18 protein-coding genes and 1 tRNA gene are annotated in these 19,632 nt (G+C 68.5%); 13 read left to right on the forward strand and 6 right to left on the reverse strand.

Going from position 1 to position 19,632, the window contains the following annotated elements; genetic code table 11:
* Nucleotides 1-127 precede the first annotated feature (127 nt).
* From ACZ5CM_RS06905 to ACZ5CM_RS06915, 3 genes are all read right to left on the reverse strand, one after another.
* The gene (locus tag ACZ5CM_RS06905; RefSeq protein ID WP_464642088.1) at nt 128-1,381 is read right to left on the reverse strand and encodes a hydroxymethylglutaryl-CoA reductase, degradative; all 1,254 of its coding nucleotides are present in this window, start codon (nt 1,379-1,381) and stop codon (nt 128-130) included.
* A 134-nt stretch (nt 1,382-1,515) separates the two neighbouring features.
* Nucleotides 1,516-3,408, reverse strand: coding sequence for a propionate-CoA ligase PrpE (gene prpE / locus ACZ5CM_RS06910; protein WP_464642089.1), 1,893 nt, complete (start codon nt 3,406-3,408; stop codon nt 1,516-1,518).
* 288 nt (nt 3,409-3,696) lie between these two features.
* Nucleotides 3,697-5,970, reverse strand: a complete 2,274-nt coding sequence (locus ACZ5CM_RS06915) for an NADP-dependent malic enzyme (RefSeq protein ID WP_464642090.1) — start codon at nt 5,968-5,970, stop codon at nt 3,697-3,699.
* Nucleotides 5,971-6,123: 153 nt separating this feature from the next.
* Here ACZ5CM_RS06915 and ACZ5CM_RS06920 point away from each other — a divergent pair, with 153 nt between their 5' ends.
* The 10 genes from ACZ5CM_RS06920 (at nt 6,124) to ACZ5CM_RS06965 (ending at nt 15,800) form a co-directional block, all read left to right on the forward strand.
* The gene (locus ACZ5CM_RS06920) at nt 6,124-6,285 is read left to right on the forward strand and encodes a hypothetical protein (protein ID WP_464642091.1); all 162 of its coding nucleotides are present in this window, start codon (nt 6,124-6,126) and stop codon (nt 6,283-6,285) included.
* Complete coding sequence (locus ACZ5CM_RS06925) at nt 6,282-6,674, forward strand: cytidine deaminase (RefSeq protein WP_464642093.1); 393 nt, start codon at nt 6,282-6,284, stop codon at nt 6,672-6,674. The genes ACZ5CM_RS06920 and ACZ5CM_RS06925 overlap by 4 nt, the downstream gene beginning before the upstream one ends.
* Nucleotides 6,675-6,678: 4 nt before the next feature.
* Complete coding sequence (locus ACZ5CM_RS06930; protein WP_464642094.1) at nt 6,679-7,986, forward strand: thymidine phosphorylase; 1,308 nt, start codon at nt 6,679-6,681, stop codon at nt 7,984-7,986.
* Nucleotides 7,983-9,197, forward strand: coding sequence for a phosphopentomutase (locus ACZ5CM_RS06935; protein ID WP_464642095.1), 1,215 nt, complete (start codon nt 7,983-7,985; stop codon nt 9,195-9,197). Before ACZ5CM_RS06930 ends, ACZ5CM_RS06935 begins: the two co-directional genes overlap by 4 nt.
* A gap of 152 nt (nt 9,198-9,349) precedes the next feature.
* Nucleotides 9,350-10,300 (forward strand): ABC transporter substrate-binding protein, encoded by a 951-nt coding sequence (locus ACZ5CM_RS06940; protein ID WP_464642096.1) that lies wholly within the window; start codon nt 9,350-9,352, stop codon nt 10,298-10,300.
* Between the two features lie 10 nt (nt 10,301-10,310).
* Complete coding sequence (locus ACZ5CM_RS06945) at nt 10,311-11,366, forward strand: quaternary amine ABC transporter ATP-binding protein (RefSeq protein ID WP_464642098.1); 1,056 nt, start codon at nt 10,311-10,313, stop codon at nt 11,364-11,366.
* Complete coding sequence (locus ACZ5CM_RS06950) at nt 11,363-13,438, forward strand: ABC transporter permease subunit (protein ID WP_464642100.1); 2,076 nt, start codon at nt 11,363-11,365, stop codon at nt 13,436-13,438. Before ACZ5CM_RS06945 ends, ACZ5CM_RS06950 begins: the two co-directional genes overlap by 4 nt.
* 175 nt (nt 13,439-13,613) lie before the next feature.
* Nucleotides 13,614-14,489 (forward strand): DMT family transporter, encoded by an 876-nt coding sequence (locus ACZ5CM_RS06955; protein ID WP_464642102.1) that lies wholly within the window; start codon nt 13,614-13,616, stop codon nt 14,487-14,489.
* The gene (locus ACZ5CM_RS06960; protein WP_464642103.1) at nt 14,486-15,157 is read left to right on the forward strand and encodes an NnrU family protein; all 672 of its coding nucleotides are present in this window, start codon (nt 14,486-14,488) and stop codon (nt 15,155-15,157) included. The genes ACZ5CM_RS06955 and ACZ5CM_RS06960 overlap by 4 nt, the downstream gene beginning before the upstream one ends.
* Nucleotides 15,158-15,272: 115 nt before the next feature.
* Entirely contained in the window at nt 15,273-15,800 is a 528-nt protein-coding gene (locus ACZ5CM_RS06965; RefSeq protein WP_464642105.1) for a DUF2478 domain-containing protein, read from the forward strand.
* 91 nt (nt 15,801-15,891) lie between these two features.
* On the opposite strand, the gene ACZ5CM_RS06970 is transcribed toward ACZ5CM_RS06965, so the two are convergent.
* Nucleotides 15,892-15,975: transfer RNA gene (locus ACZ5CM_RS06970), tRNA-Tyr, on the reverse strand.
* Nucleotides 15,976-16,096: 121 nt separating this feature from the next.
* On the opposite strand from ACZ5CM_RS06970, the gene rlmB reads away from it, so the two are divergent.
* The 3 genes from rlmB (at nt 16,097) to ACZ5CM_RS06985 (ending at nt 18,148) form a co-directional block, all read left to right on the forward strand.
* Entirely contained in the window at nt 16,097-16,897 is an 801-nt protein-coding gene (rlmB, locus tag ACZ5CM_RS06975; RefSeq protein ID WP_464642107.1) for a 23S rRNA (guanosine(2251)-2'-O)-methyltransferase RlmB, read from the forward strand.
* A gap of 82 nt (nt 16,898-16,979) precedes the next feature.
* Nucleotides 16,980-17,435 carry a YHS domain-containing (seleno)protein gene (locus ACZ5CM_RS06980; RefSeq protein WP_464642109.1) on the forward strand — a complete coding sequence of 152 codons (456 nt, stop codon included), beginning with the start codon at nt 16,980-16,982 and terminating at the stop codon, nt 17,433-17,435.
* A gap of 242 nt (nt 17,436-17,677) precedes the next feature.
* Complete coding sequence (locus ACZ5CM_RS06985) at nt 17,678-18,148, forward strand: CoA-binding protein (protein ID WP_464642111.1); 471 nt, start codon at nt 17,678-17,680, stop codon at nt 18,146-18,148.
* A gap of 275 nt (nt 18,149-18,423) precedes the next feature.
* Here ACZ5CM_RS06985 and ACZ5CM_RS06990 read toward each other — a convergent pair whose 3' ends face one another.
* Both ACZ5CM_RS06990 and hisF read right to left on the reverse strand, forming a co-directional pair.
* Nucleotides 18,424-18,750, reverse strand: coding sequence for a phosphoribosyl-ATP diphosphatase (locus ACZ5CM_RS06990; RefSeq protein ID WP_464642113.1), 327 nt, complete (start codon nt 18,748-18,750; stop codon nt 18,424-18,426).
* A complete protein-coding gene (hisF, locus tag ACZ5CM_RS06995; protein ID WP_464642115.1) occupies nt 18,747-19,508 on the reverse strand; it encodes an imidazole glycerol phosphate synthase subunit HisF in 762 nt (253 codons plus the stop codon). The genes ACZ5CM_RS06990 and hisF overlap by 4 nt, the downstream gene beginning before the upstream one ends.
* Nucleotides 19,509-19,632: the final 124 nt, after the last annotated feature.

Genomic DNA, 19,632 nt, shown 5'->3' on the forward strand with positions numbered 1-19,632 from the left:
TCGGGCAAGTGCAAGGGAAAGCCGCAGGCGGGGGCGCCAGGGGGGCTCTGCCCCCGTCCGCCCGCGTGGCGGACGGACTCCCCCGGAGTATTTGGAGCAAGAGAAAGGGGCGGCTGGCGGCAGGAGGTCAGCGGGTGCGGGCGCGCTCTTCGGCCAGCAAGTTGCGGGCCACGTCTTCGCGGATTTCGCCCCGTTCGATCATCGCCCGCGCCACGCGGTCGATCTCGTCGCCAGAGGCGCCGGCGGCGATCGCCACGTTGCGGGCGTGAAGGCCCATGTGGCCGCGCTGGATGCCCTCGGTGGCCAGTGCACGCAGGGCCGAGAAGTTCTGCACCAGCCCGACCGCCGCCATCACCCGCGCCAGCCGGTCGGCGGTTTCCGCTTCCATGATCTTGAGCGCTGCCTGTGCCGTGGGGTGGGCGCGGGTGGCACCGCCGACGATGCCCACCGCCAGAGGCAGTTCGATACGCCCCAGAAGGTCCCCCCGTGCGGTCTTTTCATAGCGGGTCAGGGGCCCGTAGCCGTTCCGCGCGGCGAAGGCATGTGCGCCGGCCTCGAGCGCGCGGGTGTCGTTGCCGGTGGCCAGTCCGACCGCGTCGATGCCGTTCATGACCCCCTTGTTGTGGGTGGCCGCCCGGTACGGGTCGGCGGCGGCGAAGGCCCAGGCCGCGATGATCCCGTCCACGGTGTCGGCGCCGATCGTCGCGGCCGGCCAGGTGGCCTCGGCCCGCACGCGGCGCCGGTCGGCCAGGTTGGACAGGATCCGCAGCCCGACCTGCCCTCCGGTCAGGGTCTCGATGAAGGGGGCGATGCGTTCAGCCATGGTGTTGACGGTGTTGGCGCCCATGGCGTCGCGCACATCCACGATCAGGTGGACGACGAGGAAGGGCGGCACGGCCCGCACCTCGACCTCGCGGAAGCCGCCGCCGAGTCCGGTCAGGATCGGGTCGCAGGCGTTGCAGCGCGCCGCGATCTCGTCCTCAGCCGACAGCACCGCCGCGCGGGCCGCTTCGAGGTCGCCCAGCCCCGTCACCTGCACCTGTGCGATCATCCGCGGCGGGTCGGCATCGGTCGTCACCCCGCCGGTTTCGCGGCAGGCCAGCGCGCCATTGCAGACCGCGGCGATGACCGAGCTTTCCTCGGTCGCCATCGGCACCAGCACCTCGCGCCCGTCCACGATCAGGTTGGTGGCGATGCCCAGCGGCACCGCCATGACCGAGATCACGTTCTCGGCCAGGTGGTTGGCAAGATCTCCGTCATGGGCGGCGGCGGCCTCCAGATGCGCGAGGCTCTCTGCGTCAAGCCCGGTCACCTCGGCTACCCGCGCCAGCCGCTCGGCGCGGGTGAGGTTGTGAAAGCCCGGAAGTCTGGATGTGGTCATGTGCCTTCCCCCTTGCCCGCAGGGAAGCGGGCGGGCGCGGTGCTGTCAACCGCCGATTCGGGGGCAGGCAGCGCCGGGCGGAAAGGACAGGGCCCAGCCCGTGGGCGGGGCCCTGCCGGGAAGTGCCGGGCGGCCTATCCCTTGGGGTAGCCAAGCGTTTTCAGCGCCTCGCGGATCTCGTCCAGAATCGCCGGGTCGTCGATGGTGGCGGGCATCTTGAACCCCTGCCCGTCGGCGATCCTGACCATGGTCCCGCGCAGGATCTTGCCCGAGCGCGTCTTGGGCAGGCGATCGACCACCACCGCCTGCTTGAAGGCGGCGACGGGGCCGATCTTCTCGCGCACCAGCTTCACCACCTCGGCCACGATCTCGTCATGGGGGCGGTTGGTGCCGGCGTTGAGGCACAGAAAACCCACCGGCAACTGGCCCTTGAGGTCGTCCGACACCCCGATCACCGCGCATTCGGCCACGTCGGGGTGGCTGGCCAGAACCTCCTCCATGGCGCCGGTGGACAGCCGGTGGCCGGCCACGTTGATGACGTCATCGGTGCGCGCCATGATGTAGAGATAGCCGTCCTCGTCCCTGTAGCCTGCGTCGCCCGTCTCGTAATAGCCGGGGAAATGCTCCAGATACGCCTTGCGATAGCGCTCTTCGGCGTTCCACAGGGTGGGAAGCGTGCCCGGCGGCAGCGGCAGTTTCACCGCGATGGCGCCCAGCTCGCCCGCGGGCAGCTCGTGCCCGCCCTCGTCGAGGATGCGCACGTCGTAACCCGGCATCGGCACCGAGGGGCTTCCCAGCTTCACCGGCAGCTCCTCGATCCCCAGCGGGTTGGCGGCGATCGCCCAGCCGGTTTCGGTCTGCCACCAATGGTCGATCACCGGCACGCCCAGATGCTCCTGCGCCCAGGTGATGGTGTCGGGGTCGGCGCGCTCGCCGGCCAGAAACAGCGCCCGCAGGCAGGACAGGTCGTATTCCTTCAGCAGCTCGCCCCTGGGGTCCTCGCGCTTGATGGCGCGGAAGGCGGTGGGCGCGGTGAAGAAGCTGCGCACCTTGTGCTCGGAGATCACCCGCCAGAAGGTGCCGGCATCAGGGGTGCCGACGGGCTTGCCTTCGAAGACGATGGTGGTGTTGCCGTGAATCAGCGGCCCGTAGCAGATATAGGAATGCCCCACCACCCAGCCGACATCGGAGGCCGCCCAGAACACCTCGCCCGGATCGACATTGTAGATGTTCTTCATGGTCCAGTTGAGCGCCACCAGCTGGCCTGCGGTCTGCCTGACGACACCCTTGGGCTGACCGGTCGTGCCCGAGGTATAGAGGATGTAGGCGGGGTGGTTGCCCTCCACGGGGACGCATTCGGCCGGCGTCACCCCGTACTGGAAGCTGTGCCAGCCGAAATCGCGGCCCTCGACCATTTTGGCGACTTCTTCCTCGCGCTGCAGGATGACACAGAATTCGGGTTTGTGCTCGGCCATCTCGATGGCTTCGTCGAGAAGCGGCTTGTAATGGACGATGCGCCCCGGCTCGATCCCGCAGGAGGCCGCGAGAATCGCCTTCGGCCTGGCATCGTCGATCCGCACCGCAAGCTCGTTCGAGGCGAAGCCGCCGAAGACGACCGAGTGGATCGCGCCCAGGCGTGCGCAGGCCAGCATCGCCTCCAGCGCCTCCGGCACCATCGGCATGTAGATGATCACGCGATCGCCCTTCTCCACACCCTTGGCACGCAATGCGCCGGCCAGCGTGGCGACGCGGTTGCGCAGTTCCGAATAGGTGATCTTGTGCACCCGCCCGGTGATCGGGCTGTCGTAGATGATCGCGTATTGGGGGCCGCGCCCGGCCTCCACGTGGCGGTCCACCGCGTTCCAGCAGGTGTTGACCCTGGCGTCGGCGAACCACTCGTAGATCGGGGCGTTCTCGTCGAACAGCGCCTTCGACGGGGGTTCGACCCAGTCGATGGCCCGTGCCGCCTCCATCCAGAACCCTTCCGGATCCGATTTCCAGGCTTCATAGACGTCCTTGTATGCCACGGCATGCTCCTCCAGCTACGTTGGCACGGTGTTAGGAGAAGCCATGCGGTCCGGGCAACCCCGTTGACGGACGTCGCGTCAGATTATCGCGAAAATTTTGCATGCCGCCCATTCTGGAGATTGCAAATCTTTGCAAACCCCGCCCCGACAGAACCCCGCCATCAAAATCGCCGCGACTTTGCAAACTCCGCCGCCGGCACCCCCTTCCTCTTGCCTCAAATACTCCGGGGGTGAATGGCGTGCCCGCACGCCAGAGGGGGCAGAGCCCCCTCCGCACGGTCAGCCGCCTTATCCGTATTGCGCCACCGGGGTGCCGGCGATGGCGGCCATGTTCAAAAGCCCCCGCGCGGTGATCGAGGGGGTGACGATATGAACCCGGTTCCCCATCCCCATCAGGATCGGGCCCACCGCCAGCCCGCCGGCGCGCATCTTCAGGATGTTGCGCACCCCGCTGGCCGCATCCGCATGGGCAAAGATCAGCACATTGGCTGGCCCCTCCATCCGGCTGTTGGGAAAGATCCGCGCCCGCAGCGCCGGGTCCAGCGCCACGTCGATCTGCATCTCGCCCTCGTAGACGAAATCGCGCGGCGCACTGTCCAGAATGGCCAGGGCCTCGCGCATCCTTTTGCCCGTGCCGCCCTCGTGATTGCCGAACTGCGACTGCGAGCACATGGCAATTGCCGGCTCGATCCCGAAACGGCGTACATGGCGGGCCGCGCCAATGGCGATTTCCGCCAGCTGCTCGGGGGTGGGCTCTTCATGCACATGGGTGTCGGCGATGAACAGCGGACCATCTTCGAGGATCATCAGCGACAGCGCCCCGTGCGGGCGCAGCCGGTCGGTGCCCAGAACCTGGGTGACATATTTCAGATGCCAGCGATATTCGCCGAAGGTGCCGCAGATCAGGCTGTCGGCCTCGCCGCGATGCACGGCCACGGCGCCGATGGCGGTAGTGTTGGTGCGCAGGACCGCCTTGGCGATGTCGGGGGTGACACCGCGGCGCTGCATGATCTCGTGGTAGCTGGTCCAGTAGTCGTAATAGCGCGGGTCGTTTTCCGGGTTCACCAGCTCGAAATCCCGCCCCGGCCGGATCTGCAGGCCGTAGCGCTCGCAGCGGCGCTCGATCACCTCGGGGCGGCCGATCAGGATCGGGGTCTCGGTGGTCTCTTCCAGGATCGCCTGGGTGGCGCGCAGAACCTGCTCGTTCTCGCCCTCGGCGAAGATGATCCGGCGCGAGGCCGCCCGGGCGGCCTCGAACACCGGGCGCATCAGCAGGGCCGAGCGGAAAACCCCCTGGTTCAGCCGGGCGCGGTATTCGTCAAGATCCGCAATTGGCCGCGTGGCCACGCCACTTTCCATCGCCGCCCGCGCCACCGCCGAGGACACCACTGCGACCAGCCGCGGGTCGAAGGGCTTCGGGATAAGGTAGTCGGGGCCGAAGGTCATCGGCTCGCCCCGATAGGCGGCGGCGGCCTCGGCGCTGGTGGTGGCGCGGGCCAGTTCCGCGATGCCCTCGATGCAGGCCAGCGCCATGGCATCGTTGATCTCGGTGGCGCCCACATCCAGCGCCCCGCGGAAGATGAAGGGAAAGCACAGCACGTTGTTGACCTGGTTGGGATAGTCGCTGCGCCCGGTGGCGATGATCGCGTCCGGGGCGACCTCGCGCGCCGCCTCGGGCAGGATCTCGGGGGTGGGGTTGGCCAGCGCGAAGATGATCGGCCGGCGGGCCATCTTCGCCACCATTTCCGGGGTCAGCACGTTCGGCCCCGACAGGCCCAGGAACAGGTCCGCCCCTTCGATCACCTGATCGAGGCTGCGCAGCGCGGTCTTCTGGGCAAAGGCCGCCTTGTGCGGGTTCATGTCCACCTCGCGGCCCTCGTGAACCAGCCCGTGAATGTCGCACAGCCAGATGTTTTCCCGCCGCACCCCCAGCTTCAGCAGCATGTTGAGACAGGCGATCCCGGCCGCGCCGCCCCCCGTGGAGACGACCTTGATCGCGTCGAACGACTTGCCAGCCACGTGCAGCGCATTCCTGGCGGCGGCGCCCACCACGATGGCGGTGCCATGCTGGTCGTCGTGAAAGACGGGGATGTTCATCCGCTCGCGGCAGATCCTTTCGACGATGAAACAGTCGGGGGCCTTGATGTCCTCGAGGTTGATGGCGCCGAAGGTGGGCTCGAGCGCGCAGACGATTTCGGCCAGCCGCTCGGGATCGGATTCGTCCAGCTCGATGTCGAAGCAGTCGATATTGGCGAATTTCTTGAACAGGACCGCCTTGCCCTCCATCACCGGCTTGGAGGCCAGCGCGCCGATATCGCCCAGCCCCAGCACGGCGGTGCCGTTGGTCACCACCGCGACGAGGTTGCCTTTGGCGGTATAGCGCACCGCGTCGGCCGGATTGGTGTATATCTCGTTGCAGGCCTCTGCCACGCCGGGGCTGTAGGCGCGGGAGAGGTCGCGGCCGTTGGCCAGCGGCTTGGTGGCGCGGATCTCCAGCTTTCCGGGCTTGGGATGCTCGTGATAGAACAGGGCTGCCTGGCGCAGGGTTTCTTTCTCGGACATGGTCGGATCTTTCCTGGGAATGTAGTTTAGCATTAAACTATATTCCGAACAGGGGGAACCGCCGATTTCGCGGGCCGATGCGGGGGGCGGCTTTCCCTGCCTTGCAAATCGGCGCCGCTGCGGCCACTCTCGCGGGTCAGGAGAACGGAATCCATGCCACAGACCATTGCCGAAATCCGTCTGCCCAGGCAGGAGCTGCGCGACGATATCCCGGCCGCCGGCCTGCCCGGGTCGCCGGGCGCCCTGGCGGCGCTCGACGTGACTGAGCCGGGGGAATGCCCGACGGGGGAATTCGCAACCGAGGTGCAGTCATGAGCGATCTGAAACGGGCCGCCGTTGCCGTGCGGCGCAACGCCCATGCCCCGTATTCGGGGTTCAAGGTAGGGGCGGCGCTGCGCACCGCTTCTGGCAAGGTCTATGCCGGCTGCAATGTCGAGAACGTCTCCTACCCCGAGGGCACCTGTGCCGAGGCCGGTGCCATCGCGGCGATGGTGGCGGCGGGGGAACGCGAAATTGCCGAAATCTACGTGGTGGCCGATTCGCCGGTTCCGGTGTCGCCCTGCGGCGGCTGCCGGCAGCGGATTGCCGAATTTGCCCGCTCGGACATGCGGGTGACAATGGCCACCACCCGGGGCGAAGAGCGGGTGGCGACCATGGGCGAGCTTCTGCCCGGTGCTTTCGGCGCCGATCATTTCGAGGTCTGAGGCCATGGACGCGCGCAGCATCCTCGCCCGGCTTCGCCGCCGCGAAAACCCGTCTCCGGATGAGTTGAGCTGGTTCGCGCGCGGCCTGGCCGACGGCAGCATCAGCGACGCCCAGGCCGGCGCCTTCGCCATGGCCGTCTGCATGGGTGGGCTGGATGGGGCGGGGCGCACCGCGCTGACGCTGGCGATGCGCGATTCGGGAGAGGTTCTTCGCTGGGATCCGGATGCGCCGGTGATCGACAAGCACTCCACCGGGGGGCTGGGCGATTGCGTGTCGCTGGTGCTGGCGCCGGCGCTGGCCGAATGCGGGGGCTTCGTGCCGATGATCTCGGGGCGGGGGCTGGGCCATACCGGGGGCACGCTGGACAAGCTTGAATCGATCCCCGGCCTGCGCACCGCCCTGTCGCCCGAGCGGCTGCGCGAGGTGGTGGCGCGCACCGGCTGCGCCATCGTTGCGGCCAGCCCCGGCCTGGCCCCGGCGGACCGGCGGCTGTACGCCATCCGCGACGTGACCGCGACGGTGGAAAGCCTCGACCTGATCACCGCCTCCATCCTGTCCAAGAAGCTGGCGGCCGGGCTCGAGGCGCTGGTGCTGGACGTGAAGGTGGGTTCGGGCGCATTCATGAAGACGATGGAGGAGGCCCGCGCCCTGGCCAGCGCGCTGACTGATGCCGCCAATGCCGCCGGTTGCCGGACCGAGGCGGTGATTTCCGACATGAACCAGCCGCTGGCGCCGGCGCTGGGCAACGCGCTGGAGGTGGCCGAGGCGATGAAGGTGCTGACCGGGCAGACCGGCGGGGCGCTGCTGGATCTGTCGGTCGCGCTGGGCGGGGTGGTGCTGGCGGCGGCGGGGCTGGCGGCGGATGCCGATGCCGGGGCCGAGGTGCTGCGCGCCGCCATTCGGGACGGGCGCGCGGCCGAGCGTTTCGGGCGCATGGTGGCGGCGCAGGGCGGGCCGGTGCGCTTCGTCGAGGACTGGGCGCGCTTTCTGCCCGAGGCGGTGGTGATCCGCGAGGTGCCCGCGCGCGAGGGCGGGTATGTGACGGCGATGGACGGCGAGGCGCTGGGGCTGGCGGTGGTGGCGCTGGGCGGCGGGCGGCAGGTGGAATGCGACCGGATCGACCCTTCGGTGGGTCTGGCGCAGGTGGTGCGGCTGGGGCAGAAGGTCGAGGCCGGCCAGCCGCTGGCGATGGTTCATGCCGCGCGCGAGGACGCCTCGCAGGCGGCCGTGGCGGCGGTGCAGGCGGCGATCACGATTTCGCCCGATCCCGCACCGGTGCCGGCGTTGATACATGAAAGGCCGGGGCCATGACGCGCGCCTTTCTGGTGGTGATGGATTCGGTGGGCATCGGCGGCGCGCCCGATGCGGACCGCTATTTCAACGGCGATGTGCCCGACACCGGTGCCAACACCGTGGCCCATATCGCCCAGGCCTGCGCCGAAGGGCGCGCCGACGAGGGCCGCAGCGGTCCCCTCGCGCTGCCGCATCTGGACGCGCTGGGGCTGGGTGCGGCGGTCCGGCTGGCCAGCGGCGCCGCGACTCCGGGACTGGAGGCCGAGCCGACGGGGCTGTGGGCGGCGGCGACCGAGGTCTCGCGCGGCAAGGACACCCCGTCTGGGCATTGGGAGCTTGCCGGGCTGCCGGTGCCGTGGGCGTGGACCTATTTCCCCGACACCGTGCCCGCCTTTCCCGACGAGATCGTGCAGGCGGTCAAGCGCGCGGCGGGCATAGATGGGATCCTCGGCAACTGCCACGCGCCGGGCACCGCGATCATCGAGCGGCTGGGTGAAGAGCACATGCGCACCGGCTGGCCGATCTGCTATACCTCGGCCGACAGCGTGTTCCAGATTGCTGCGCACGAGGAAAGCTTCGGGCTTGAGCGGCTGCTGAAGCTGTGCGCCGACATTGCGCCCATGCTGCATGAACGCCGGGTGGGGCGGGTGATCGCACGGCCCTTCATCGGCGATGCCGCGCATGGCTTTGTGCGCACCCCGCACCGGCGGGATTTCGCCATTGCGCCGCCGGCGCCGGTGCTGACCGACTGGGTGCAGCAGGCCGGGGGGCGGGTTCATGCCATCGGCAAGATCGGCGACATCTTTTCCATGCGGGGGATCGACACCAGCGTGAAGGGAACCGATGCCGAGCTGATGCGGCACCTGGCCGATTGCGTGGCCGGCGCCGAGGCGGGCAGCCTCACCTTCGCCAATTTCGTCGAGTTCGACAGCAATTTCGGGCATCGGCGCGACGTTGCCGGATATGCCCGGGCGCTGGAATGGTTCGATCGGGAAATCGGCCGGATCCTGCCGCGGCTGCGCGAGGGGGATCTGCTGGTCATCACTGCCGATCACGGCAATGATCCGACATGGACCGGCACCGATCACACCCGCGAACGGGTGCCGGTGCTGGTGGCCGGGGCCGGATCAGGTTCGGCAGGCCATGTGGGTTTTGCCGACGTGGCCGCCTCCATCGCGCGGCATCTGGGCGTGCCGGCGCGGGGGCCGGGGCGCAGCTTTCTGCCCTGACCGGCCGGACCGGGGTGGGGCCGGGGTGAGGGCCGGGGCGTGGTCAGGGTGGATCATGTCGTGCTGTGGGCGGTTTGCGCAAAATTGTTGCCCAACCGGGCAGGACGTATTATTGACTCGTCAGTCAATAAAAACTCATCGGGAGCTGGAAGATGAAAGCACTGGGATTCGGAATTGCCTTTGCCGCCTTTGCCGGGGCGGCCGGTGCGGCAGAACTGGGCGCGGTTGACGAGCCGATCAAGCTGGCCGTCAACGAATGGACCGGCCAGCACGTGACCACGCGCATCGCGGGCGAGATGCTCAGGGCGGCGGGCTACAAGGTCGAATATGTGACCGCCGGCTACATGAACATGTTTCAGGCCATCGCCGATGGCGAGATCGACGCCGCGCTTGAGCTGTGGTCGTCGAATGTGAGCGACGACTACGCCAAGAAGGTGGCCGAGGGCACCATCGTCGAGCTGGGCGATCTGGGGCTGGATGCGCGCGAGGGCATCGCCTATCCGGCGCATGTGGCCGATCTGTGCCCCGGCCTGCCGGACTGGCAGGCGCTGAAGAACTGCGCGCAGGTCTTCGCCACCGCCGAGACCATCCCTCAGGGCCGTCTGGTGGACTACCCGGCCGACTGGGGCACGCCGGGGGCGGACCGGATGAAGGGGCTGGGCCTGCCGTTCAAGGCGGTGCCGGCGGGCTCGGAAGGGGCGCTGATCGCCGAGTTGCGCGCCTCGACCGAGCGCGGCTCGCCGCTGCTCATCACCTTCTGGCAGCCGCACTGGGCGATGTCGGCCTATGACGTGAAATTCGTCGATCTGCCCAAGGCCGAGGACGCCTGTTTCACCGATCCCGCCTGGGGTCCGAACCCGAACGAGGTCAACGACTGCGACTTTGCCGCCTCGCGCATCTTCAAGGGCGCCTGGGCGGGGATGAAGGACAAGTGGCCCGCAGCTTACGAGATCCTGTCCAACTACACGCTGTCGGTTGAGGATCAGCAGCCGCTCATGGGGGCCATCGACGTGGACGGCGGTTCGCTCGAAGAGGTGGTCGCCAAATGGATGGCCGAGAACGAATCCAAGTGGCGCCCCGTGGTGGACGCGGCGACGAAATAGGCCGCGCGACGTGACCGGGGTGGGGGTGCCGGCGATCGCCTGCCGGAATGTCTGGCAGGTGTTCGGCCCGAATGCGCGCAAGGCGCTCGACAGGGCGCTGGAGCGGTCCGGGGGCGACGTCGATTCGGCCGCCCGATCATTGCAGCAATCGGGCCTGATCCCGGCGGTGCGGGATGCGAGCTTCGAGGTCGGCCGGGGCGAGCTTTTCGTCGTCATGGGCCTGTCCGGGTCCGGCAAGTCCACCATCCTGCGCTGCATCGCGCGGCTGATCGAGGCCACCTCGGGCGAGATCGCGCTTGACGGCGAGGACATTGCCTGCGCCTCGAAGCAGCGGCTGACGCAGCTGCGGCGCGAAAAGATGGGGATGGTGTTCCAGCATTTCGGCCTGTTTCCGCACATGACCGTGGCCGAGAACGTGGCCTACCCGCTGAAGGTGCAGGGGCTGGACCGCGCCCGCCGGCGCGCGCGTGCGCAGGAGGTGATCTCTCTGGTCGGGCTGGAGGGCCGCGAGGGCGCCTTCCCGCGCGAGCTTTCGGGCGGCCAGCGCCAGCGCGTGGGCATTGCCCGGTCGCTGGCGGTCAATCCCGACATCTGGTTTCTGGACGAGCCGTTCTCGGCGCTCGACCCGCTCATCCGCCGGCAGTTGCAGGACGAATTCCTGCGCATCCAGGGCAGCCTGAAGAAATCCATCATCTTCATCACCCACGACATTGCCGAGGCGCTGAAACTGGCCGATCGCATTGCCATCATGCGCGACGGGCGCATCGTCCAGATCGGCGCGCCCGCCGATATCGTGCTGCGCCCGGCCGACGACTACGTGCGCGCCTTTTCCCGCGATGTGGCCAAGGGGCGGCATGCGCGGGTGGCCTCTGTCATGCAGCCCGTTGCGCAGCTGGCGCCGGGGCCGGACGATCCGGGGCTGCGCGCGGACATGACGCTGGATGCGGCCCTTGCCCGCTGCATGGCGCTCTATCAGCCGGTGCCGGTGCATGACGGGCAGGGCCGGGTGATCGGCTCGGTGAACCCGGCCGATCTGGCTGCCGCGCTGCAGGTGGAGGAGCCATGACCGCCACGTCCGGGCAGGCGCCCGATCAGACGCGCGCGCCGCGCGTCCTGACACCCGGTGTGCGGGCGGCGCTGATCGTGTTGCTGGCGGGGGCGCTGAGCCTTGCGCTGGAGCCCGCCTTTCCGTGGGTGGTGACGTGGCCCGCCGAATGGACCCTGCCGGCCACGCAATGGGTCGGCGAGGGGGCGGGCTGGCTGCTGGGCTGGCTCAAGCCCGCGGCAAGGCTGTTTTCCGATCTGCTGCGCTATCCCATGGGCTGGGCCGATCTTGCTCTGGAGGCAACCCCCTGGCCGGTGGTGATCGGCGCCGTCACCGCCATCGGCTGGTATCTGGGCGGGCTGTCCATGGCGGCGCTGGGGTTTGTCGGGCTGTCCTTCGTGCTGGCCTCGGGCTACTGGAGCCAGAGCATGAACACGCTGGCGCTGGTGGCGGTGTCGGTGCCGCTGGCGCTGATCGCGGGCGGGGCGATCGGCATTCTGGCCAATGAGTTCCCGCGCCTCAAACCCCCGATCCAGGCGGTGCTGGACGTGATGCAGACGGTGCCGACCTTCGCCTATCTCACGCCGCTTCTGATCCTGTTCGGATTCGGTCCGGTGGTGGGTCTCATCGCCAGCGCCATCTATGCGGCCCCGCCCATGGCGCGCAACGTGATCCTGGGGCTGGAACGGGTCGAGAGCGAGATCAGGGAGGCCGCCGTCATGTCCGGCGCGGGTCGCCTGCGGCAGCTGTTCGAGGTCGAGATCCCCTCGGCCTCTGCACAGATCATGGTCGGCGTGAACCAGTCCCTGATGGCGGCGCTGTCCATGGTCATCATCGCCGCCGTCATCGGCGGTTTCGACGACATCGGCTGGGAGGTGCTGCTGACCATGCGCAAGGCGCAGTTCGGGCAGAGTCTGCTGGCCGGTCTGGTGATCGTGGTCTTTGCCGTCGTCATCGACCGCATGAGCGGCGCGCTGGCCACCGAACGGCGCCGGCACGATCCTCGGATCGCCTGGGGCCTGCTGGGGCTGGCGGTGGGACTGGCGGTGGTATTCGGCGCCCGCCTGCCCGAGGCGACCGCCTTCGATCTTCTCGCACCGCTGGCCGATGCGGTGGATCGCGGCCTTGGCGAATTCACCGCCGCCAATGGCGACTGGCTGGCCGGAATCAAGAACGGCGCGATGTTCTTCGTGCTGCTGCCACTGCGGATCGGGCTGGATCAGGCGGTTCTGCCCTTTACCTGGGGCTTTGCCTGGACCCCGACGATGAGTGGGGTGCTGTTTGCCGCGGCCGCGCTGCTGTGCCTTGTTCTGATCTGGCGCGATCGGGTGATGGCGGGGCTGATGCTGCTGATCGGCGCCGGGGTTCTGGAGACCGGCATTGCCGACCTGCCCTGGCCCTTCGTGCTGGTGGGCGCGGCCGCGCTTGGATGGATGGCAGGGGGGTGGCGGCTGGCGGCATTGTCGGTGGGGCTGCTCTCGACCATCCTGTTGTCGGGGCTGTGGGAGCGGGCGCTGCTGTCGCTCTATCTGAGCGGCGCGGCGGTCCTCGCCTGCGCCGTGGTGGGGGGGCTGGTCGGCCTGTGGGCGGCGCTCAGCCCGACGGTGTGGCGCCTCGTCCGGCCGGTCTGCGACATGTTGCAGACGATTCCGCTCTTCGTGTTCCTGATCCCGGTGCTGATGTTCTTCCAGATCGGCGAGTTCTCGGCCTTCCTGGCGATCTGCGCCTATGCGGTGGTGCCGATGATCCGCTATACCCGGCACGGGCTGATCTCGACCCCGCCCGAGCTGCTGGAGGCGGCGGTCGCCTCGGGGGCGACGAACTGGCAGATCCTGCGCGATCTGCGCGCGCCCTGGGCCGCGCCGACCATTCTTCTGGGGCTGAACCAGACGATCCTCTACGCCTTCGCCATGCTGGTGATCGCGGCGCTGATCGGAACCACCGGGCTGGGCCAGTCGATCTATCTTGCGCTGGGCCGGGCGGATGTGGGATTGGGACTCTCGGCCGGGGCGGCGATGGCGATTCTCGCTTTCATCTCGGACCGGCTGGTGCAGGGCTTCGCCGCCGAGAGGCGGCGCGCGCTGGGATTGTGAACGACGATGCGAAACACCCCAAATCTTGCAACCCGGCATGTGGCTCTCCCGGACTGTCCTACGACATTTCCCCCCTTCCTCTTGCCCAAAATACTCCGGGGGTCCGGGGGCAGAGCCCCCGGCCGCGGCGCTTCCAACCGCCCGGCCGCGTCATGACAGTGCGCGGGGTTCACGCATGAACGGGATTGCGCTGAAGCCGGTTTTCCTTGCCACGCTGGCGGCGGCGATCTGGGGCCTGTGGTGGGTGCCGGTGCGCTGGCTCGAAGCGCGGGGTCTTGACGGCGCCATGGGCGGGATTGCCATGAATGGCGGCGCGCTGGTCGGTGCGCTGACATGGGTGGCCGCACGGCGCGAGGCCCTGCGGCTGGATCGCCGGGCGCTGCTGGGTACGGCGCTGGCCGGCGCGGCGGTGGGGTCTTATTCCCTGGCGCTGGTTCACGGCGACGTGGTGCGGGTGGTGCTGCTGTTCTACCTTGCCCCGGCCTGGAGCAAGTTCATCGAGTGGCGTTTTCTCGACCTGCCCTGGCGATGGCCCTCGACGGTGGCGATCGTGGCGGCGCTGTCGGGGGCGGCGCTGGTCATGGGGGGCGGCATCTCGGCGGTGGCGATCGGCTCGGGCGATGTGCTGGCGCTGGTGTCGGGAATGTGCTGGGCGGCCGGGGCGGCGCTGATCTTCTCGGCGCCGGCAAATCCGGGCGCTTCGCTGATCGTGGGAACCGCCTTCGGGGCCACGCTGGTCGGGGTGCTGTTCGCACTGGCCGAGGGGGTCTCGCTGCCCCCTCCCGGGCCGGTGGCCCAGGGCATGGCTACCGGGATCGTCTATGTCCTGCCGATCCTTGCCCTGACCCTGTGGAGCGCGCGCCGCCTGCCGCCGGCATTGCTGAGCTTTCTGCTCACCGCCGAAATCCTCATGGGGGTGGTTTCGGGCGTGCTGTTTCTGGACGAACCGTTCAGCGGAGTTCAGGCCGCGGGCGCGGTGCTGATCGTGCTGGGCGCGCTGGCCGAACTGCTGCCCCGGCTGCGACCGGTGCCGGATGGGGGCAGGCCATGACCGGGTGGGCCGAATTCGCCGCCGCGCTGATCCTGTTCCTGCTCAGCCACGCCATCCCGGTGCGCCCGCCGGTGCGGCCGTGGCTGGTGGCGCGGCTGGGATTGCGCGGCTATTTCATCGCCTACAGCCTGCTGTCGCTGGGCCTGCTGTGGTGGCTGATCGTTGCCGCGGCGCGCGCGCCTTATGTCGAGGTGATCCCGCCCGCCGACTGGCTGCGCTGGGTTCCGATCCTGGTGATGCCCTTCGTGTGCCTGCTGGCCGTGATGGGGGCGGGGGGCGTCAACCCGCTGTCCTTCGGCGGCATGGGCAAGGGGCGGTTCGACCCCGACCGGCCGGGCGTTCTGGCCTTTACCCGGCACCCGCTGCTGCTGGCGATGCTGCTGTGGGCGCTGGCGCATCTGCTGGCCAATGGCGATCTGGCCCATGTGATCCTGTTCGGCCTTTTCGCCGCCTTTTCCGCGTTCGGGATGGCCGCGGTCGATCGCCGCTACCGGCGCGAACTGGGCGAGGAGACCTGGGCGGCGCTTTCCCGCAACACCGCCCGCCTGTCGCTGCGCGGTTTCCTGCAGTTCCGCGCAACACCGTGGCAGATCGCCAGGGCGGCGCTGCTCTATGGCCTGCTGATATGGCTGCATCCGGCGATCATCGGGGTTTCGCCGCTTCCGTGAAGCTCGGCGATGGCGGGGCCGGGAAGGGGGAGGGGCAAGCATCGCGTCACTGGCCGTTGCCGCCGCCGGGTGATATCCAGTGTCCGAACGGGCCATGCAGAGGGGAAATGGGGCCATGAAACTGGGCTATGTGATCTGTGAGGCGCGCGGCGCCACCGACCGGCTGTTGAGCGCGCTGGCCGCGCGGCTTCTGGCGCAGGGGATGCGCCTGTCGGGGGTGGTGCAGACCAACACGGAATGCGCCGACAATGCCAGGTGCGACATGGACCTTCGGGTTCTGCCCGATGGCGACACGATCCGGATTTCGCAGTCGCTGGGCAGCGAATCGCGCGGCTGCCGGCTGGACCCGGCCGAGCTGGAGCGCGCGGTGGCGCTGGTCGGGGCGACGATCGAGAAGGACGACCCGCAGCTGATGATCGTCAACAAGTTCGGCAAGCATGAAGCCGACGGGCGCGGTTTCCGTCCGCTGATCGGCGAGGCGATCTTGCGCGGCATCCCGGTTCTGGCCGGGGTGAACGGGCTGAACGAGGACAGGTTCGTGGAGTTTTCGGGCGGAGTGGCCGAGAGGATCGAGGCGGATCTCGATGCGCTGGAGGCATGGGTGGTGGACGCTGTCGGCAAAGGCGTGGCCGACGTCGCCTGAAGCGGCGGCGGCAAGGATTTCGGCCCGGGATGCCGGCACCGCGACCGGTCGGCCCCGGTCGTGACCGGCGGGAGATGTCGGGGGTGATAAGTGGTGGGCGACCCTGGAATCGAACCAGGCATGGGTCTCCCCGGCGGAGTTACAGTCCGCTGCCGCACCTTGCAGCACGTCGCCCGCGCCGGTTGCCATTGCACCCGGTGCGGGGGCGTGATTACTAGCGCCGCACAGGGGCGTCAACAGGAAAATCCGCGAAATTCCGTCCGCTCCGCCACATCAATCAGCCGGGATCGCGCGCGATGAAAAAACCGAAATGGGTGATCGAGAAGGAACGCCGGCGCAAGGCCGCCGGCGCCGAAACCGTGTGGCTGTTCGGCCTGCACGCGGTGCGCGATGCGCTGTGCAATCCGCGCCGGGAAAAGCTGCGCCTGATCGTGACGAAGAACGCCCGCGACAAGCTGGCCGAGGCGATCTCGCAGGCGGGGATCGAACCCGAACTGGCCGATGCGCGCGCCTTTCCGGCGCCGCTCGATCCCGGCTCGGTGCACCAGGGGGCGGCGCTTGAGGTGCGGCCGCTGGACTGGGGACGGCTGGAGGACGTGGTGATCGGGCGTGCGGCGCCGCGGGTGGTGCTGCTCGATCGGGTGACGGATCCGCACAATGTGGGCGCGATCCTGCGCTCGGCCGAGGTGTTCGGCGCCAGCGCGGTGATTGCCACCCGCCACCACGCGGCCCCGGAAACCGGGGCGCTGGCCAAGGCGGCCAGTGGCGCGCTGGAACGTCAGCCCTATCTGCGTGTGCGCAACCTGGCCGATACCATCGGCGCGCTGCAAGGCATGGGATTCGTGGTGCTGGGGCTGGACGGCGAGGCCCCGCGCAGCATCGAGGAGGCGCTGGAAGGGCGGCGCGCGCAGCCGGTGGCGCTGGTTCTGGGGGCCGAGGGGCCGGGGCTGCGGGCGCGGACGAGAGAGGTGGTGGACGAGCTGGTGCGGATCGACTCCGCCGGCGGTTTCGGGTCGCTGAACGTGTCCAATGCCGCGGCGGTGGCGCTTTACGCCTCGCGGCGGCAGGCGGAGCGGATCACGTCCGGGAAAACCTGATCACATCCGTGTCAGGCGATCTTTCCGGCGGCGGCTGAAATAGGCAGTATTGCCCTGCGCTGTCGCCGCCCGAGGAGTGGAGATGTTTCTTCGTGCCCTGATCGTTTCGGTTCTGAGCCTGTTCGCGGCCCTGACGCCTGTGAATGAGGCGCGCGCCGGTGCGCCGCTCTTTCACGCCGAAAGCGGCGTTGCCATCGGCGGATACGATGCGGTGGCCTATTTCACCGAAGGGCTTCCGGTGCCGGGGCGGCCGGACATCCAGTTGGAATGGAAGGGGGCGATCTGGCGATTCGTCTCGGAGGCCAACCGTGACAGGTTCGAGGCCAACCCGCGCGCCTATGCGCCGCAATATGGCGGCTATTGCGCCTATGCGCTGTCGCGCGGCTATCTGGACAGCGCCGATCCGAGGGCGTGGAAGATCGTGAACGGCAAGCTCTACCTCGTCCACAGTTTCGAGATGTTCCGCATCTGGGCACGCGACATTCCCGGAAACCTGGCCCTGGCCGAGGCCAACTGGCCCATGGTTCTGCAGCGCTGATACGGGGCTGATACGGGCGAAGTGTCAGAAATCGAATAATATTCCGGAAAATCAATCACAAAGCCGCGATCCCCCCTTCTTTTTTCGCAACGATGGCCTAAATGACACAGTGACCGCGGACCGGAACTGCCGCAGGTCATTTCACTGTCCCTCGTTCCATACCTTGCGCCCGGAATTTCCCAGTTTCGGGCGCCTTTCTTTTTCGGCTTCACGTGGTCCCTTTCGCGCACTAGTTTGCGCCCATGCCTGACTATTCCGACGAGCTGCTCAAGAAGATCCTCTCCACCACCAGGACCATCGCCATGGTCGGGGTATCGATGAACCCCGTGCGGCCCAGCTATTACGTCGCGCGCTATCTTTCGCTGAAGGGGTTCACCGTGATCCCGGTCAATCCCGGACATGCCGGAAAGATGCTGTTCGGCCGGACGGTGTGCGCCACGCTGCGCGACATCGATCGACCGGTGGACATGGTGGACATTTTCCGCCGATCGGAGCTGGTGGGGCCGATCGTGGACGAGGCGCTGGAGGTCTTCCCCGAGCTGAAAACCATCTGGATGCAGATCGGGGTCGAAAACCCCCAGGCCGCGACCCGGGCCGAGGCGCGCGGGGTGACGGTGATCCAGAACCGCTGCCCGAAGATCGAATACCAGCGCCTGTTCGGAGAACTGCGCATGGGCGGTTTCAATACCGGGGTGATTTCCTCGAAGCTGTGACCGCGCGACCAGCCCCGGGCCGCGAAGGCCGGGCGAAACGGCGTGCGGGGAGTTGCGTCCGGCTGACGGCAGCCTGCGGGAAGGGTCCCGGCGGGGACATGTCCCGCACGCCTTCGGGCGAGGGGGCTCTGCCCCCTCCGGGCCTGCGGCCCGTTTACCCCCGGAGTATTTTCGGGCAAGAGGAAGGGGGAAGCATTCTGCCTTCCCCTCTTCCCCTCGGGTCGGCGAGTTCCGTCGAAAGGCTGCCGGCCGCCGCCATGTCGATGCGCCGTCGCTCAGCGCCGGCGGGCGGCCTTTTCCTCAAGCCCGCTCGTGCCGCGGCGGCGGGCAAGCTCGGCCAGAACGTCGTCAAGCGCCACCTCGCGCGCGGCCAGCATGACCAGAAGGTGATAGAGCACATCCGCCGCCTCGCGCGTGAGCGCGGCACGGTCGCCGCGGACGGCCTCGATCACCGCCTCGACCGCCTCTTCGCCGAATTTCTCGGCGCATTTTTCGGGGCCCCGGGCAAGCAGCTTCGCCGTCCAGCTGCTGTCGGGGTCGGCGTTGCGGCGGGACGCGATCGTGGCGGCCAGGTCGTGCAGGATGGTCGTGTCGGCGGTCATGTCAGCCTCATGGGGATGCCGGCGGCGGCCATGTATTCCTTGGCCTCGCGGATGGTGTAGTCGCCGAAATGGAAGATCGAGGCGGCCAGCACCGCGCTGGCATGGCCTTCGGTAACGCCTTCGACCAGGTGCTGCAGGGTGCCCACCCCGCCGCTGGCGATCACCGGCACGTCCACCGCATCGGCGATGGCACGGGTCAGGGGAATGTTGAAACCCGCCCGCGTGCCGTCGCGGTCCATCGAGGTCAGCAGGATCTCTCCCGCCCCCTTCGCGGTCACGGTGCGGGCGAACTCCACCGCGTCGATGCCGGTGGGGCGGCGCCCGCCATGGGTGAAGATCTCCCACCGGCCCGGGGCCACGGTCTTGGCGTCGATGGCGACCACGATGCACTGGGATCCGAAGCGGTCGGCGGCCTCGGCCACCACGTCGGGGCGCGCCACCGCGGCCGAGTTGAAGCTGACCTTGTCGGCGCCGGCCAGCAGCAGGTCGCGCACGTCTTCGTGACTGCGCACGCCGCCGCCGACGGTCAGCGGGATGTAGCATTGCTCGGCCGTGCGGGTGACCACGTCGAACATGGTGGCGCGGTTTTCGTGGCTGGCGTGGATGTCGAGAAAGCAGATCTCGTCGGCGCCGGCCTCGTCATAGGCGCGGGCCGATTCCACCGGATCGCCGGCATCCACCAGATCGACGAAATTGACGCCCTTGACCACGCGGCCGTCAGCCACGTCGAGGCAGGGAATGATGCGGGTCTTCAGCATGGCCGCGTTATGGACCGGATCGGGCCGGGGGGGAAGGGGCAGATTGGTCTGCCGGCGCATGGCTCAGGGCCGGGGGCGCGCGCGGCCTGCGGGTTCAATCTCTGCCCGGGTCGCGCTAACCTGC

Source organism: Piezobacter thermophilus, from assembly GCF_055386745.1.

Excerpts from the sequence above, each read along its gene's own strand:
- ACZ5CM_RS06935 (WP_464642095.1), top strand. The coding sequence starts at position 7,983 with ATGACGCGCGCCTTTCTGGTGGTGATGGATTCGGTGGGCATCGGCGGC.
- ACZ5CM_RS06960 (WP_464642103.1), top strand. The coding sequence starts at position 14,486 with ATGACCGGGTGGGCCGAATTCGCCGCCGCGCTGATCCTGTTCCTGCTC.
- ACZ5CM_RS06965 (WP_464642105.1), top strand. The coding sequence starts at position 15,273 with ATGAAACTGGGCTATGTGATCTGTGAGGCGCGCGGCGCCACCGACCGG.
- ACZ5CM_RS06980 (WP_464642109.1), top strand. The coding sequence starts at position 16,980 with ATGTTTCTTCGTGCCCTGATCGTTTCGGTTCTGAGCCTGTTCGCGGCC.
- ACZ5CM_RS06985 (WP_464642111.1), top strand. The coding sequence starts at position 17,678 with ATGCCTGACTATTCCGACGAGCTGCTCAAGAAGATCCTCTCCACCACC.
- ACZ5CM_RS06920 (WP_464642091.1), top strand. The coding sequence starts at position 6,124 with ATGCCACAGACCATTGCCGAAATCCGTCTGCCCAGGCAGGAGCTGCGC.
- ACZ5CM_RS06990 (WP_464642113.1), bottom strand. The coding sequence starts at position 18,750 with ATGACCGCCGACACGACCATCCTGCACGACCTGGCCGCCACGATCGCG.
- hisF (WP_464642115.1), bottom strand. The coding sequence starts at position 19,508 with ATGCTGAAGACCCGCATCATTCCCTGCCTCGACGTGGCTGACGGCCGC.
- ACZ5CM_RS06950 (WP_464642100.1), top strand. The coding sequence starts at position 11,363 with ATGACCGCCACGTCCGGGCAGGCGCCCGATCAGACGCGCGCGCCGCGC.
- ACZ5CM_RS06925 (WP_464642093.1), top strand. The coding sequence starts at position 6,282 with ATGAGCGATCTGAAACGGGCCGCCGTTGCCGTGCGGCGCAACGCCCAT.
- ACZ5CM_RS06905 (WP_464642088.1), bottom strand. The coding sequence starts at position 1,381 with ATGACCACATCCAGACTTCCGGGCTTTCACAACCTCACCCGCGCCGAG.
- ACZ5CM_RS06955 (WP_464642102.1), top strand. The coding sequence starts at position 13,614 with ATGAACGGGATTGCGCTGAAGCCGGTTTTCCTTGCCACGCTGGCGGCG.
- rlmB (WP_464642107.1), top strand. The coding sequence starts at position 16,097 with ATGAAAAAACCGAAATGGGTGATCGAGAAGGAACGCCGGCGCAAGGCC.
- ACZ5CM_RS06930 (WP_464642094.1), top strand. The coding sequence starts at position 6,679 with ATGGACGCGCGCAGCATCCTCGCCCGGCTTCGCCGCCGCGAAAACCCG.
- ACZ5CM_RS06915 (WP_464642090.1), bottom strand. The coding sequence starts at position 5,970 with ATGTCCGAGAAAGAAACCCTGCGCCAGGCAGCCCTGTTCTATCACGAG.
- ACZ5CM_RS06940 (WP_464642096.1), top strand. The coding sequence starts at position 9,350 with ATGAAAGCACTGGGATTCGGAATTGCCTTTGCCGCCTTTGCCGGGGCG.